This is a genomic window from Kaistia geumhonensis (genome assembly GCF_030815145.1).
In the GTDB taxonomy this organism is placed as follows: Bacteria; Pseudomonadota; Alphaproteobacteria; order Rhizobiales; family Kaistiaceae; genus Kaistia; species Kaistia geumhonensis.
This window is the reverse complement of sequence record NZ_JAUSWJ010000001.1, coordinates 2,598,807-2,613,562: the sequence shown is the minus strand read 5'-3', so window position 1 is coordinate 2,613,562 and position 14,756 is coordinate 2,598,807. Positions and strand designations below refer to the sequence as shown.

13 protein-coding genes are annotated in these 14,756 nt (G+C 66.3%); 11 read left to right on the top strand and 2 right to left on the bottom strand.

Translation table 11 applies throughout. The annotated features are described in order from the left end of the window. The first annotated feature begins 506 nt into the window (after positions 1–506). The 11 genes from QO015_RS12405 to QO015_RS12355 all read left to right on the top strand — a co-directional run bounded on the left by QO015_RS12405 (position 507) and on the right by QO015_RS12355 (position 12,434). Complete coding sequence (locus QO015_RS12405) at positions 507–2,306, top strand: ABC transporter substrate-binding protein (RefSeq protein WP_266279083.1); 1,800 nt, start codon at positions 507–509, stop codon at positions 2,304–2,306. A 154-nt stretch (positions 2,307–2,460) separates the two neighbouring features. After that, entirely contained in the window at positions 2,461–3,459 is a 999-nt protein-coding gene (locus QO015_RS12400; RefSeq protein WP_266279085.1) for an ABC transporter permease, read from the top strand. Between the two features lie 12 nt (positions 3,460–3,471). Continuing rightward, on the top strand, positions 3,472–4,383 hold the full coding sequence (locus tag QO015_RS12395; protein WP_266279086.1) for an ABC transporter permease: 912 nt from the start codon (positions 3,472–3,474) through the stop codon (positions 4,381–4,383). A 5-nt stretch (positions 4,384–4,388) separates the two neighbouring features. Continuing rightward, entirely contained in the window at positions 4,389–5,408 is a 1,020-nt protein-coding gene (locus tag QO015_RS12390) for an ABC transporter ATP-binding protein (RefSeq protein WP_266279087.1), read from the top strand. Between the two features lies 1 nt (position 5,409). Then, entirely contained in the window at positions 5,410–6,414 is a 1,005-nt protein-coding gene (locus QO015_RS12385; protein WP_266279088.1) for an ABC transporter ATP-binding protein, read from the top strand. Positions 6,415–6,490: 76 nt separating this feature from the next. Further along, positions 6,491–7,453, top strand: coding sequence for a mannonate dehydratase (locus QO015_RS12380; RefSeq protein ID WP_266279090.1), 963 nt, complete (start codon positions 6,491–6,493; stop codon positions 7,451–7,453). 17 nt (positions 7,454–7,470) lie between these two features. Continuing rightward, positions 7,471–8,322 carry an NAD-dependent epimerase/dehydratase family protein gene (locus tag QO015_RS12375; protein ID WP_266279091.1) on the top strand — a complete coding sequence of 284 codons (852 nt, stop codon included), beginning with the start codon at positions 7,471–7,473 and terminating at the stop codon, positions 8,320–8,322. A 21-nt stretch (positions 8,323–8,343) separates the two neighbouring features. Then, positions 8,344–9,555, top strand: a complete 1,212-nt coding sequence (gene manD / locus QO015_RS12370; protein ID WP_266279092.1) for a D-mannonate dehydratase ManD — start codon at positions 8,344–8,346, stop codon at positions 9,553–9,555. A 28-nt stretch (positions 9,556–9,583) separates the two neighbouring features. Continuing rightward, positions 9,584–10,330, top strand: a complete 747-nt coding sequence (locus tag QO015_RS12365) for a ribonuclease activity regulator RraA (RefSeq protein ID WP_266279093.1) — start codon at positions 9,584–9,586, stop codon at positions 10,328–10,330. Positions 10,331–10,359: 29 nt separating this feature from the next. Further along, positions 10,360–11,511 (top strand): mandelate racemase/muconate lactonizing enzyme family protein, encoded by a 1,152-nt coding sequence (locus tag QO015_RS12360; RefSeq protein ID WP_266279094.1) that lies wholly within the window; start codon positions 10,360–10,362, stop codon positions 11,509–11,511. Between the two features lie 68 nt (positions 11,512–11,579). Then, positions 11,580–12,434: an SMP-30/gluconolactonase/LRE family protein gene (locus QO015_RS12355; RefSeq protein ID WP_266282357.1), complete on the top strand. Its 855-nt coding sequence runs from the start codon at positions 11,580–11,582 to the stop codon at positions 12,432–12,434. A gap of 593 nt (positions 12,435–13,027) precedes the next feature. Here QO015_RS12355 and QO015_RS12350 read toward each other — a convergent pair. Beyond that, positions 13,028–13,999 (bottom strand): sugar-binding transcriptional regulator, encoded by a 972-nt coding sequence (locus QO015_RS12350; protein ID WP_266279095.1) that lies wholly within the window; start codon positions 13,997–13,999, stop codon positions 13,028–13,030. A gap of 32 nt (positions 14,000–14,031) precedes the next feature. Further along, positions 14,032–14,751, bottom strand: a complete 720-nt coding sequence (locus QO015_RS12345) for an amidohydrolase family protein (protein WP_266279096.1) — start codon at positions 14,749–14,751, stop codon at positions 14,032–14,034. Positions 14,752–14,756 lie beyond the last annotated feature (5 nt).

The window sequence follows — 14,756 nt, the reverse complement described above, 5'->3', positions numbered from 1 at the left end:
TTGGGAAGGGCGCCGGCGACAGGAAAAGCTCGCCGCCGAGCGGGTCTCGGAGGGCTCATTTAAGATTGACCAAAACGGCGAAGTGCCGTAACGCTTGGAGTAATAATATACAAGAAGCGGATGGCCTGATGAAGGTCAATATCGCTGCGGGAGGATGGAAAAATAACCGGGCCTTTCGAGCCTGATCATTTCCATTTCATGTCTTGAATCTGCTTCAATAGTTGGAGCGGAGGAAGTTAGACGTTGTCGATAGTTCGTCGATGACGGAATGCTGGACGGCGCGGGATCGCAACGGGGAGTGTCGGCTTCCCATGCGGAGAGGAGTCCTGGCCGGACGGAAGATCGCGGGCTCGCAGGCGGCCGCCCCGGATCGGGGTGTCGCGGCGATCGGCGAGAGGTGTGGATCCGACGCTGGAAGAGGGAGCTGGCAGGCGCGCCGGTGGCGCGCAGGGACGGGGCAGACAGGGTTCTGCGCCAGGAACTATCTCGAGGGAGGAAACTGTCACATGGTCAAATTGAAAGCTCTCGCCGGCGTTCTGCTGGCGGCGGCGGCGTTTATCGCGCCGGCCGCGTCGTTTGCCGAAAGCCCCGGCCTGCCGGCGGCGCAGGAAATCGTTCCGAAGGGCACGCTGCCCACGGTGCCGCGCAACCAGACGCTGAACCTCGCCTGGGGCGTGGCCGGCGGAACCTCGATCGGCACCACCAATCCGTGGGTGCTGCCGGGCTATACCCATCAGGAGGGCAACAACCTCCTGTTCGAGCCGCTGATGTATTTCTCCATCTTCAAGGATGGCGGCCAGTTCGTCCCGTGGCTGGCGGACAGCATGGAATACACCTCGCCCGACTTCACGTCGCTCGAGATCAAGCTCAACAAGGACGCCGCCTGGAGCGACGGCAAGCCGGTCACCGCGAAGGATGTGGTCTACACCTTCGAAGGGCAGATGAAGTACGAGACGCTGCCCTATCACGCGCATTTCCAGCAGTTCGTCGACAGCGTCACCGCCAAGGACGACAAGACGGTGGAGGTGAAGTTCAAGCAGCCCGCGCCGCGCTTCAAGTTCGAGGTGCTGACCGAGAAGTTCGATACCGGCCTGCCGATCGTGCCGGAGCATTGGGAAGCGGCACAGCCCGATCCGACCAAGGCCGTCGGCCTCGACGAGATGCCGCATTCCGGCCCCTACAGCGTCGTCGCCTGGAACGCCAACCAGAAGATCCTCGACCTGCGTCCCGACTGGTGGGCGGTCAAGGCCGGCCGCTCGCCCGAGCCGGCGGTCAAGCGCGTCGTCATCGCCAACATCCTGAACCAGCCCATCGACACCGTGGCGCAGCGGCTCGTGAACAACGAGTTCGATTCCTCGGTCGACATGCGCGCCCAGGTCATCGGCAACATCCTGGAGCAGAACAAGGACGTCCAGTCCTGGACGGGCACCGAGTCGCCCTATGGCTATCTCGACTGGTGGCCGAACTCGCTCTGGATGAACACCCAGCTCGAGCCCTACAACGATCCGAACATCCGCAAGGCGATCAGCCTCGCCATCGACCGCGACCGGATCAACGAGGTGCTCTATGACGGCGCCGACATCGCGACGATCTATCCCTTCCCGCTCTATCCCAACCTGCAGAAATTCGCCGACAGCCCGGCCGTGAAGGCCGAGCAGGAGAAGTACCAGCCGGGCAAGTTCGACCTCGAGGAGAGCGCCAAGCTCATGGAGGCCGCGGGCTGGAAGAAGAACGGCGACGAGCTGTGGGAGAAGGACGGCAAGACCTTCGACGCCACGATCCAGGCCTTCGAGTCGATCCATGGCGACATCGGACCGGTTCTCGCCGAGATGCTGCGCCAGGCGGGCTTCGACGCCAATGTCAACTTCGGCACCGACGCCTACCAGAACATGGTCGACGGCAAGCCCGGCCTCTATCTCTTCGGCCACGGCGCGAGCCTTTACGATCCCTTCGAGGCGCTGAACCTGTTCCACGGCAAGTACAGCGAGTCGATCGGCTCGGCGGCGGGCAACAACCGCTTCTCGCGCTACAAGAACCCCGAGTTCGACGCGATCCTCGACGAGATCTCGCCGCTCGATTCCAGCGATCCGAAGTTCCAGGAAGGCGCCGCGAAGGCTCTCGGCATCTACTGGCGCGACACGATCGACGTGCCGGTCATCCAGTGGCTGCACCGCATTCCCTACAACAACCACTACTGGAAGAACTGGCCGAGCGCCACCAACGTCGCCGGCGGTACCAATGGCGCGTTCTGGGCCCATACCGGCCTCCTGGTGATCACCGGCCTGCAGCCTTCGGGCGCGCAGTAAGGGCGAAGGGGCAGGGCGCGGGCGAAGCATCGCCCGGGCCCGTCCCCGGATGGATCATCCTTGCCAAAACGGCGCGCGCTCCCTTCGGCGCGCGCCTCCCGGCAGCAGGCATCCCGGTCGCCCCCGAGGCGGACCGAGGCGAGAGACCGATCCCGTGAACCTCAAGCTCGTGGCCAAGCGCCTCATCTTTCTCGTCGTGGTCATCTGGGCCGCATCGACGATCGTTTTCTTCATCCCGCGCCTCTCGGGCCGCAACGCGCTGCGCGAGCGGTTCGGCGAACTGGCCCGGACCGGCGGCTTCTCGCCGGCCGATCTCGAGAAGATCATCGCCTCGATGCAGCAGCAGTTCGGTCTCGACCGGCCGCTCTACGAGCAATACTGGACCTATCTCGGCAATATCCTCCGGCTCGACTTCGGCTATTCGCTCTATCGCTATCCGACGACGGTGACGGAGCTGATCGCGCAGTCGCTGCCCTGGACGATCGGCCTTCTGCTGGTCACCACCATCCTCGCCTTCGTGATCGGCAATCTGCTCGGCGCCGTCGCGGCCTGGCCGCGCGCCCCCGGCTGGATGCGCGGCATCGCGACGCCCTTCATTCTCCTGACCGGCGTTCCGCCCGTCATCATGGGCATCCTCCTGCTGTTCTTCGTCGGCTTCCGCTGGAAGCTGCTGCCGCTCGGCGGCGCCTATTCGGTCGGAACCGTGCCGACCTTCTCGATCGGCTTCATCCTCGACCTTCTGAAGCACCAGATCCTGCCGGGGCTCGCGCTCGTGCTCGGCTCGGTCGGCGGCTGGGTGCTCTCCATGCGCGGCATGGGCGTCACCATCCAGGGCGAGGACTATGTGAACTTCGCCGAGCACAAGGGCCTCACCGGCGGGCGCATCTTCCGTGACTACTACCTGCGCAACGCCATGCTGCCGCAGATCACCGGCCTCGCGCTGGCGCTCGGCAGCGTCGTCACCTCGGCCATCATCGTCGAGGGCCTGTTCGGCCTGCCCGGCATCGGCACGATGCTCAATCTCGCGATCCGGTCGAACGACTTCCCGACGATCTACGGGATCGTCCTCTTCATCACCATCGCGGTGGCGGTGCTCATGACGGCGGTGGAGTTCCTCTACCCGCTGCTCGACCCGCGCGTGCGCAATTCCTGAGGAGCGAGAGCCATGTCGACTGTCGCGCTGTCCCCCCCCGCCGCCGAGACCAAGGTCGAAAGACCGGGCAAGCTGGTCCTGTTCCTGCGCTATCTGCGCCGCAACAAGGGCCTGGCCATCGGCGTCCTGATCCTCCTTTGCCTCGTCGCCTTCACGGTGATCGGCCTTCTGACGATCAACCCGAAGCATGCCTATCCGCTCTCGGTCGCCGCGAAGAAGCCGCCGAGCCTCAAATATCCGTTCGGAACCGACTTCTTCGGCCGCGACCTCTATGCCGCCATGGTCGTCGGCATGTGGCAGACGGCGGCCATCGGCCTCCTCGCCGGCGGCATCGGCACGCTCATCGGCGTCGTGCTCGGCTTCATGTCGGCCTATTTCGGCTCCTGGACCGACGCCACGATCCGCACGATCTGCCAGGTGCTGACGCCGATCCCGGTGCTGCTCATCCAGGTCGTCATCGCCGGCTCGCTCGACAAGCGCGACGTCACCATCCTCACCATGGCCTTCATCGTGGTGCTGCTCGCCTGGATGGGGCCGACGCTCGTCATCCGCTCGCAGGTGCTGACGATGAAGGAGCGGCAGTTCGTCTCCGTCGCCAAGCTGTCCGGCGTCAGCGACATGGGCATCATCTTCAAGGAGATCCTGCCCAATCTGCTGCCGTTCATCGCCGCCGCCTTCGTGGCGCAGGTCTTCGCCGCGGTGTTCGCCGCCTTCTATCTGGCGGTGCTCGGCCTCGGCCCGCTGCGCGAGCCGCTGCTCGGCAACATCATCTGGGCGGCCCAGTCGCAAGGCGCCTTCTTCAATGGCTGGTGGTGGTGGCCGATCATCCCGTCGATCGCGATGATCCTCATCCTCGGATCGCTCGCGCTCATCAATATGGGCCTCGACGAGCTCGCCAATCCCCGCGTGCGCAGGACGGAGTAACGGAGATGGAAGCAACGCTCGTGCGAAACGCGCCGGCCGCAACGCCGCGCCGCGCCGTCGCGGATCCGGTTCTCACCGTCCGCAATCTCGAGGTCACCTATTACACCGACAGCGGCCGCGCCAAGGCGCTCGACGACGTATCCTTCACGCTGAATGCCGGCGAGAAGCTCGGCATGGTCGGCGAGTCGGGCTCGGGCAAGAGCACGCTGGCGCTCGCCATGATGCGCATGATCAAGCCGCCGGGCCGCATCGAGGGCGGCGCGGTGGTGGTCGGCGGCGCCGACCTGATGGCGCTCGACGCCGAAGGGATGCGCAAGGCGCGGCTCTCGCGCATCGCCTATATCCCGCAGGGCGCGATGAACTCGCTCAACCCGGTGATGCGCATCGGCGCGCAGATGGTCGACGCCGTCCGCTCGCATCTTCCCTCGGAGCCGAAGGCGGCGGTCGAGGCGCGCTGCAAGCGGGCGCTGCAATCGGTCGATCTCGATGCCGGCGTCTTCCGCATGTATGCGCACGAGCTTTCGGGCGGCATGAAGCAGCGCGTCTGCATCGCGATCGGCATCCTGCTCGACCCCTATGTCATCATCGCCGACGAGCCGACCAGCGCGCTCGACGTGGTGACGCAGCGCCAGGTCATGGAGACGATCGACAATGTCCAGAAGGCCATCAACGCGGCGGTGATCCTCATCGGCCACGACATGGGCCTGATGGCGCAGTTCGTCGACAAGGTCGCCGTGATGTATGCCGGCCGCCTCGTCGAGGTCTCGACGGTGCGCGAGATGTTCACCGATCCGAAGCACCCCTATTCGCAGGCGTTGATCTCCAGCCTGCCGAGCCTCGACAACAAGGGCGTCTTCCAGGGCATTCCCGGCCTCGCCCCGTCGCTGCTGCGCCTTCCCTCCGGCTGCGCCTTCCACCCGCGCTGCGACAAGGCGATGGGCGTCTGCTCGACGCTGCGTCCGGAATCGCTGACGCTGGCGAGTGGCCGGCGCGTCACCTGCCACCTCTATGACGGAGCCGCCTGAGATGGCCGATCTGCTGCGCCTCGAAAACGTCTCCAAGGTCTATTCCCGCGGCCTCATCGGTTCGCACGCCACCGTCGCGCTCAAGGATTTCTCGCTGACGCTGAAGGAGGACGAGCCGACGATCCTCACGGTCGCCGGCGAGAGCGGCAGCGGCAAGACGACGCTCGCCATGCTGCTGCTCGGCTTCATCCACCAGAGCGCCGGCCGCATCATCTATCGCGGCAAGGACGTCGCGAAGCTGCACGGCGCCGACAAGCTCGCCTATCGCCGCGAGGTGCAGGCAGTGTTCCAGGACCCGTTCGCGGTGTTCAACCCGTTCTATACGGTCGACCACCTGCTCTCGGTGCCGATCCGCCACTTCAAGCTGGCGGGCAGCAAGGCCGAGGCCCGGCGCAAGATGGAGGAGGCGCTGACCGCGGTCGGCCTCCGCCCCGAGGACATTCTCGGCCGCTTTCCGCACCAGCTCTCCGGCGGCCAGCGCCAGCGCATCAACGTCGCCCGCGCGCTGCTGCTGAAGCCGCGCCTGCTCATCGCCGACGAGCCGGTGTCGATGGTCGACGCCTCGCTGCGCGCCACGATCCTCGAGACGCTGCGCAACCTGCAGCGCGATCACGGCGTCTCGATCATCTACATCACCCACGACCTCACCACCGCCTTCCACATCGCGAAGTCGATCATCGTGCTCTATCGCGGCTCGGTGATGGAGGCGGGCGACGTGGACCAGGTGATCAAGGACCCGCAGCACCCCTACACGCAGCTCCTCGTCGACTCGATCCCCTGGCCCAATCTCGACCAGCGCTGGGGCGCGCAGCCGATCAAGGCGCGCGAGATCGGCGGCAGCGCGGAAGGCTGCCGCTTCCGCCCGCGCTGCCCGAAGGCGATGGACATCTGCAAGCAGGAGCCGCCGCTGTTCCGCCTCGGCGACAAGCATGCCGACGCCTGCTTCCTGCATGACAGCCAGCCGCAGATGCCGCCCGAACGTCTCTCCGAGCTGCTGCCCGTCTGACCTCTCGTTCCACCCTTCCGGCACCGGCCGGCCGGCCAATCCCCACGTCCTGACCTCCTTTCCGAAGTCCTGACCCATGCTCGAAATCGCCGAATTCATCGCCCCGACCCCGACGCCGGTCTGGCGCCTCGCCCGCCAGGCCGGCGTCGACCTCGCCGTCGGCGGCCTGCCGCCCGCCGACCTTCTGGAGGGCGAGGAGCCCTGGGACCTCGGCCCGCTGACCCGCATGAAGGCGCGCTACGAGGCGGCCGGCTTCAAGCTCGTGGTGATCGAGGCGCGGCCGCCGCTCAACAAGGCGAAGCGCGGCCTGCCCGGCCGCGACGAGGAGATCGAGACCGTCTGCCGCCTTCTCACCCATATGGGCGCCCTCGGCATCCCGGTCTGGTGCTACGAGTGGATGACCGATTTCAACTGGGTCCGCACCGATCTCGCCAGGCCCTCGCGCGGCGGCTCGGTCGTCACCGCCTTCAATGCCGCCGACGTCCCGCCCGAGCCGACGGAGTTCGGCACGATCAGCGAGGAGACGCTCTGGGAGACCCTCGCCTATTTCCTGAAGAAGGTGCTCCCGGTCGCCGAGAAGGCGGGCGTCAAGCTCGCGATGCATCCGGACGATCCGCCGCTGTCGCCCATCCGCGGCGTCGGGCGCATCATGCGGAGCGTCGAGAATTTCCAGCGCCTCATCGATCTCGATCCGAGCCCGATGAACGGCATCACGCTCTGCCAGGGCAATTTCACGCTGATGACCGACGACCTGCCGGCCGTCATCCGCCAGTTCGGCAAGAAGATCTTCTTCGTGCATTTCCGCGACGTGCGCGGCACGCCGTCGAGCTTCGAGGAGACGTGGCACGACGCCGGCAAGACCGACATGCTCGCCTGCATGAAGGCCTATCGCGACATCGGCTTCGACGGCGTCCTGCGGCCCGACCATGTTCCGACGGTCGAGGGCGACAGCAACGACGATGCCGGCTACTCGGCCTTCGGGCGGCTTTACGCCATCGGCTATATCCGCGGCCTGCATCAGGCCGTTTACGCGTCGTGACCGGGGAGGATGCGAGCATGACCACGGCAGCGACGCCGCATACCATCGCGGTCACCGGCGGCACGGGCCGCATCGGCCGCGCCATCATTTCGGAGGCGCTGAAGCGCGGCCACCGCGTCGTCAGCATCGATCGCGTCGCGCCGGCCGAGCCGGCGACCGACGAAGGCCTCCGCTTCGTCGAGGCCGACGTCGCCGACTACGACGCCCTGGTCGCGGCCTTCGCGGGCTGCGACGCGCTGATCCACATGGCGGCCATTCCCTCGCCCGGTCGCCATCCCGGCCATGTCGTGCACAACAACAATGTCGTCGGCAGCTACAACGCGCTCGCCGCCGCTGCCGAACTCGGCATCCGCCGCATCGCGCAGGCGTCAAGCGTCAACGCCATCGGCCTCTCCTTCAGCCGCGAGGCGCATTTCGACTATTTCCCGGTCGACGAACTCCACGCGAACTACAGCGAGGAGCCCTACAGCCTGTCGAAATGGATCTGCGAGCAGCAGGCCGACGCCTTCGCCCGCCGCTACGAGGATATCCGCATCGCCTCGATGCGCTTCCATCTCGTCGTCGAGGAACGTGCGCAGGCCGTCGCGGTCTATGGCGAGGCGCGTCCGGACATCGCCAAGCATCTGTGGGCCTATACGCTCGCCAATGCCGCGGCGCGGGCCTGCATCCAGGCGCTCGACGCGCCCTTTGTCGGACACGAGGTGTTCTACATCGCCGCGCCCGACACGCTGCTCGACATGCCCACGCTGGAGCTCGCAGCGCGCTTCTTCCCCGATGTGCCCGTCCGCGGCGACCTTTCGGGCCGACGCAGCTTCTTCTCCTCCGCCAAGGCCGAGCGGATGCTCGGCTGGCGCCACGACGCCGAATAGCCCCGCCAGGATTTCGCCTCCATGAAGATCACGGAAGTCAAAGTCATCGTCTGCTCGCCGGGGCGTAACTTCGTCACGGTGAAGATCGTCACCGACGAAGGCGTCTACGGCATCGGCGACGGCACGGTGAACGGCCGCGAGCTGGCGGTCGTCAGCTATCTGAAGGACCATGTCGCGCCGCTGCTGATCGGACGCGACTCGGCCCAGATCGAGGACATCTGGCAATATCTCTATCGGGGTGCCTACTGGCGGCGCGGCCCGATCACCATGGCGGCGATCTCGGCCGTCGACATGGCGCTCTGGGACATCAAGGGCAAGGCGGCGAACATGCCGCTCTACCAGCTGCTCGGCGGCGCCTCGCGCGAGAAGGTCATGGTCTATTCCCACGCGCAGGGCATGACCATCGAGGAATGCGTCGAGGCGGTCGGCGCCAAGCGCGACCAGGGCTATGTCGCGATCCGCGCGCAGGTCGGCATTCCAGGACTCCCCGCGATCTACGGCACCGGCAAGGGCTCGGTGCAGGGGACCGGCGGCATGGTCGACACGCTGCCGAACGAGGAGGTCTGGTCGACCTCCAAATACATGGTGCACATCCCGAAGCTGTTCGCGAAGCTGCGCGACACCTATGGCGACGAGCCGCATCTGCTGCACGACACGCATCACCGCCTCACCCCGATCGAGGCGGCGCGGCTCGGCAAGGATCTCGAGCCCTACCGCCTGTTCTGGCTGGAGGACCCGGTGCCGGCCGAGCTGCAGGAAGGCTACCGCCTCATCCGCCAGCACACGACGACGCCGATCGCGCTCGGCGAGGTGTTCAACACGATCTGGGACGCGAAGCTCCTCATGGAGGAGCAGCTGATCGACTATATCCGCGCGACGACGGTGCATGCCGGCGGCGTCACCGGCCTCAGGCGGATGTTCGACTTCGCCTCCGTCTACCATATCCGCACCGCCTGCCACGGTCCGATGGACGTGTCGCCGGTCGCCATGGGCGCCAATTTGCATATCGACCTCTGGGTGCCCAATTTCGGCATCCAGGAATTCTCCGGCTACACGCCGCTGATGCACGAGGTGTTCCCGCATGCCTGGCGGCAGGACGGCGGCTATCTGCATCCCGGCGAGGCCCCAGGCCATGGCGTCGACATCGACGAGGAGCTCGCCGCCAAATACCCCTACGAGCGCGCCTATCTGCCCGTGAACCGTCTCGAGGACGGCACGATCTGGCACTGGTGAGCCGACTCACGAATCCCCGGAGGAAGCCATGATCGAGACCAAGGACATCGTCCGCCCGCCCCGCGAACTCGTGGAGAAGCTGCAGGCGCTCGGCTGCGCGACGGCCTGCAGCACGCTGCACCACATGGGCGTGCGCGACACCTTCATCGAGGGCCCGGTCGCCTGGACGCCGGGCCGCGCGGTGGCCGGGCCGGCGCTGACGCTGCAGTTCATGCCGAAGCGCGAGGACCTCTACGGCGACGGCGAATATCTCGACCCGGAGAAGCAGCTGCACCGGCACGTGCTCTATCACACGCAGCCCGGCGACATCGTCGTCGTCGATGCGCGCGGCGACATGCGCTCGGGCATCTTCGGCGAGATGATGCTGACCTACTTCAAGGGCCGCGGCGGTGCCGGCGTCGTGATCGACGGCTGCATCCGCGACTTCCCGCATGCCAAGACGATCGATCTCGGCTACTGGCTGCGCGGCGTGACGCCGAACTTCCACACCCAAACCAGGCTGATGCCCTTCGCCGTCAACACGCCGATCGCCTGCGGCGGCGTGACGGTGATGCCGGGCGACATCATCGTCGCCGACGACGACGGCGCCTGCGTGGTGCCGGCGGCGCTCGGCTGGCAGGTGCTGGAGCATGCCGGCACGCATCACGACTGGGAGGACTTCTCCAAGGCGATGCTGCTGCAGGGCGGCTCGCTGCAGCGCTATTACCCGCTGTCCGACGAGGCGCGCCCCGAATATGAGGCATGGCGCAAGCTGAACCCGCTCAAGAACGGCTGACGGCCGAGAAGCAACCCGACGGGACCATCATGAAGATCACGGAAATCCGCGCCTATCCCGTCTGGGTCGGCACGCGCAACCAGCTTCTCGTCAAGATCGAGACCGACGACGGCGTTTTCGGCTGGGGCGAGAGTGGGCTCTCGGGCCGCGAGAAGGCCGTCGTCGGCGCTCTCGAGCACTATCGCGAGTTCCTCATCGGCCGCGATCCGTTCAGGATCGGCGGCCTCTGGCAGGAGATGTATCGCAGCCAGTATTTCGAGGGCGGCCGCGTGCTGCAGGCGGCGATCTCGGCGATCGACATCGCCCTCTACGACATCAAGGGCAAGGCGCTGGGCGTGCCGGTCTACGAACTGCTCGGCGGAAAGCATCGCGACCGCATCCCGACCTTCGCCTCGACCTCGGCCCCGCCCGGCGAGGAGATGATCGAGCAGGCGAAGGCCCTGATCGCCGCGGGCTGGAACTGCATGCGCCTCTCCCCGTCCGGCCATGGCCATCCCACCACCTACGAGCCGCGCGAGCACATCGCCGCGACGGCGAAATGGTGCGTCAGAGCCCGCGAGGAACTGGGCGAGGACGTCGTGCTCGGCGTCGACTATCACCACCGCCTGTCGGTCGCCGAGGCGGCGAGCTTCTGCCAGAAGATGCCGACCGGCACGCTCGACTTCCTCGAGGAGCCGATCCGCGACGAGACGCCGGAAGCCTATGAGGCGCTCAGGCGGATGGTCGACATTCCCTTCGCGATCGGCGAGGAATTCGCCTCCAAATGGCAGTTCCTGCCGTACATCGAACGCGACATCCACCAGTTCAACCGCATCGATGTCTGCAATGTCGGCGGCCTCACGGAATCGATGAAGGTCGCCGGCTGGAGCGAGGCGCATTACGTCGACATGATGCCGCACAATCCGCTCGGGCCGGTCTGCACGGCGGCGACGGTGCATTTCGCGGCCGCGGTGGCGAACTTCTCCTGGCTGGAGACGCGCACCTCGACGGCCGAGCAGCTCGGCTTCGACAATTCCGAGTTCTTCCCGGTCCAGCCGCGCATCGAGAACGCGCACTATCCGGTCTCGGACGCGCCCGGTCTCGGCGTCGAGGTCAACGAGGCGCTGATCCAGAAGCAGAGCTTCAAGTTCTGGGAAGCCCCGCATCTGAAGCGCCATGACGGCTCGGTGACGAATTGGTAGAGGGAAAGCCGCTGGGGCCGCTCGCCGGCCCCGCCTTCGAGATCGTCGATCCGCGCTTCGCCGCCTGCATGGTGGAGGGCGCGGCGGTCGAGCGCATCTGGACGGGCAGCCGCTGGACGGAGGGGCCGGCCTGGTTGCCGGATCGCGGCCTCCTCGTCTGGTCGGACATCCCCGGCGATCGCATGCTCTCCTTTGAACCGGCAACCGGGCGCATCGCCACCTTCCGCGCGCCGGCGCAGAGCCCCAACGGCAACACGGTCGATCGCCAGGGCCGGCTCGTCACCTGCGAGCAGACGCCACACCGCATCGCGCGGACCGAACCGGACGGCACGATGACCCCGCTCGTCGACCGCATCGACGGGCGGCCGTTCAACTCGCCCAACGATGTCGTGGTGACGCGGGACGGCGTGATCTGGTTCAGCGACCCGTCCTATGGCCGCGACCGCTCACGGCGGGATGATGATGGGGTCAGCGGCTGCCACGTCTACCGCTTCGATCCGGCGAGCGGCACGGTTCGGCAGATGACGCATGACTTCGTCATGCCGAACGGCCTCGCCTTCTCGCCTGACGAACGCCTTCTCTACATCGTCGACACCGGCAGCACCGAGCGGGCGGACGGGCCCAACCATCTCCGACGCTTCACGGTCGCGACCGATGGTCCGCTGGGCGGTGGCGAGGTGCTGGTCGATGCCGATGGCGGGCATTTCGACGGGCTGCGCGTCGATACCGAGGGGCGCCTCTGGCTCGCCGACGACCAGGGCATCCGCTGCCATCTGCCCGACGGGACGCTGATCGGCCGGGTCCTGCTGCCGGAGCGTGCGTCGAACCTCACTTTCGGCGGCGCAGCGCGCGACACGCTGATGATCACGGCGACCACGTCAGTCTATTCCTGCCGCGTGAACGCGACCGGCGCCGCGCCTTAGGATGTGCTGGCAGCGCGCTGCCTCGCCGGACGCCTCCGGATAGGAGGACATTCGCGCCTCGGCCCATTCAGCTGGCATTCAGGATCACAGAGTATAGTCTTGAATGTCCAATCATAATATAAATGGAGGAGCGATATGATCCGTGGATTTATTGGCGCGGCCGTATTTTGTATTTGTTCCATATCTATGTGTGGAAGCAGCCTGGCGATAACCAGCTATACGGAGAGCGACGCAGGTAGCGCGTGTAAACTCGGCACGGCGTGCGGAACTGTCACGAAGGACCGGACTCTGGGATCCACAACCTATGTCTGCAAGAAGGGCGGACCGGCTTGCGGGAGTGTCAAGGCATCGGGCGCCTTGACGACTCGCAGCCAGGAGTCCCCGGATTCCACCTTCATCGAAACACCCGCTTTGCCGAGCGACACGAGCACGCCGGCTGCGCAGTGACAATCTGCGGGTTTCGCAGCCTGGCGCCCTAGATATTGGTCCGGCCGAAGCTGCGCCGCTGCTGAAAATCGACGGGACACTCTGCCTTTCAGGCCGCTCGATATCCCGCCTCCTTCTGACGTGGGGAGGCCCGAGATGAGCCCGCCTCAGTCCATCTGGAGCACGAGACGGGCGGTGTTCTCGTCGGTGATGAGCGAGTTGGCGAGCCGCCCCTTCAGCGCCGCGCGGATCGCAGGCGCGCGGTAGACACCGGATGCGACGATGGTGGTCGGCCGGTCGGCCGGGCCGGTGCGGATGAACGAGGTCAGGCGGTCGTGATAGGCCGCGTCGACGATGTGCCCGTCGGCGGAGATGGCGCAGCCGAGCAGTTCGCCGACGCCGCCCGCCTCCATGGCCTGGGCCGTCTCGGCCGCCGTGATGAAGCCGTCGCGGTAGAGCGTCGCCTCCGGCCCCCAGAAGCCGATGCCCATGATGAGCAGTGTCGCTTCCTCGACGAGGCCGCGCAGCACGCCATAGCCGGGCTGCGCCTGGAGAACCTCGCGCTCCTCGACGGTGTTGGTGACGACCGGCACCGGCAGCGGATAGCACTGCGCGTTGAGCCGTTCCGCGAGGCGGGTCACGACGTCGTAATGCGTCGCGCGGCCGTCGCGGGTGAGGTTGCCCATCAGCGAGACGCAGTGATGCTGCGGCCGGTCGATCGGCGGCAGGCGGCGGGACACCTCCCGCATCGCCCCGCCCGAGCCCATGCCGATGGTCAGCGGCGCCTTCTGCTGGATGATGTTCTCCAGATAGAAGGTGGCGAGCGAGGCGACCGAGGGGATGTCCTCGGTATTGCCGCGCTCGTTGGGGCAGATGTCGCAATAGATCAGCCCGAAGCGGTCCTTGAGGCGGTCCGACAGCTCGATGCATTCGGCGAGCGGATGGATGAGCTGGAAGCGGATCAGCCGCTCGGAATTGGCGAGCGCGATCAGCCGCTGCACGATCTGCCGCGAGATGTTGAGCTCGACGGCGATCTGCTCCTGCGTGCGGCTCTTGAAATAGTACAGCCAGGCCGCGCGGGCCGCGAGATCGAGGCGGCGGTCGCCGGGTGGATCGGGCCGATCGATGGTGGTGGACACGAAATGCCGTCTCCGCGATGCCGGCGAAACAGTCAGAGCTTGAGGAGGCGGGCGATGTTGCCGCCGACGATCGCCTCATAGCCGGAGCGGTCGGGTGTCGCACGCTCCATTTTCTGGAACTCGAACTCGTAGTCGACGAAAGGCGAATCCGTGCCCCAGATCACCTTATGCGCGCCGATCCGCTTCACCGCCGTCTGGATCTCGAAGATCGGCGCCCGCGACGTCTCGAGATAGAGATTCTCGAACTCGCCGGCGAAGTCGATCGCCTGGTCGACCGACCAGAAGAAGCCCATATGCGCCATCATCAGCCTGACGCGCGGGAAGCGCTTCGCCATCAGCGCGAATTCCGGCGGGCTGTTGTAGAGGTCGCTGGCGCCGTGCACGATGATCGGGAAATCGAGCTCCTCGGCGATCCTGAACAGGGGATCGACCAGCTCCGGATCGGCGAGATGATAGCCGTTGATCGTCGGATGCAGCTTCAGTCCCTTGAAGCCCCAGTCCGCAATGCAGGTGCGCACGATCGCGGCGGCGTCGCGTTCCCACGGATTGACGGCGCAATAGGGGATCAGCCGGTCCGGGAACTGCTGGTAGGCGTCGCGCACGAAATCATTGGTGAAATTGCCCTCGACGAAGGGAAAGACCACCGCCTTGTCGACGCCGGCGGCGTCGATCTTGGCGACGAGTTCGGCGCCGGTCTGCCGTGCGCCCGGCCGGTCGCCGAGATGGTTGTGGGCGTCGATGACGAGGCTCATGGCGG

Bases quoted from the DNA above. Each gene is read 5' to 3' on its own strand.
- QO015_RS12405 (WP_266279083.1), top strand. From the start codon at position 507: ATGGTCAAATTGAAAGCTCTCGCCGGCGTTCTGCTGGCGGCGGCGGCG.
- QO015_RS12395 (WP_266279086.1), top strand. From the start codon at position 3,472: ATGTCGACTGTCGCGCTGTCCCCCCCCGCCGCCGAGACCAAGGTCGAA.
- QO015_RS12390 (WP_266279087.1), top strand. From the start codon at position 4,389: ATGGAAGCAACGCTCGTGCGAAACGCGCCGGCCGCAACGCCGCGCCGC.
- QO015_RS12385 (WP_266279088.1), top strand. From the start codon at position 5,410: ATGGCCGATCTGCTGCGCCTCGAAAACGTCTCCAAGGTCTATTCCCGC.
- QO015_RS12380 (WP_266279090.1), top strand. From the start codon at position 6,491: ATGCTCGAAATCGCCGAATTCATCGCCCCGACCCCGACGCCGGTCTGG.
- QO015_RS12375 (WP_266279091.1), top strand. From the start codon at position 7,471: ATGACCACGGCAGCGACGCCGCATACCATCGCGGTCACCGGCGGCACG.
- manD (WP_266279092.1), top strand. From the start codon at position 8,344: ATGAAGATCACGGAAGTCAAAGTCATCGTCTGCTCGCCGGGGCGTAAC.
- QO015_RS12365 (WP_266279093.1), top strand. From the start codon at position 9,584: ATGATCGAGACCAAGGACATCGTCCGCCCGCCCCGCGAACTCGTGGAG.
- QO015_RS12360 (WP_266279094.1), top strand. From the start codon at position 10,360: ATGAAGATCACGGAAATCCGCGCCTATCCCGTCTGGGTCGGCACGCGC.
- QO015_RS12355 (WP_266282357.1), top strand. From the start codon at position 11,580: ATGGTGGAGGGCGCGGCGGTCGAGCGCATCTGGACGGGCAGCCGCTGG.
- QO015_RS12345 (WP_266279096.1), bottom strand. From the start codon at position 14,751: ATGAGCCTCGTCATCGACGCCCACAACCATCTCGGCGACCGGCCGGGC.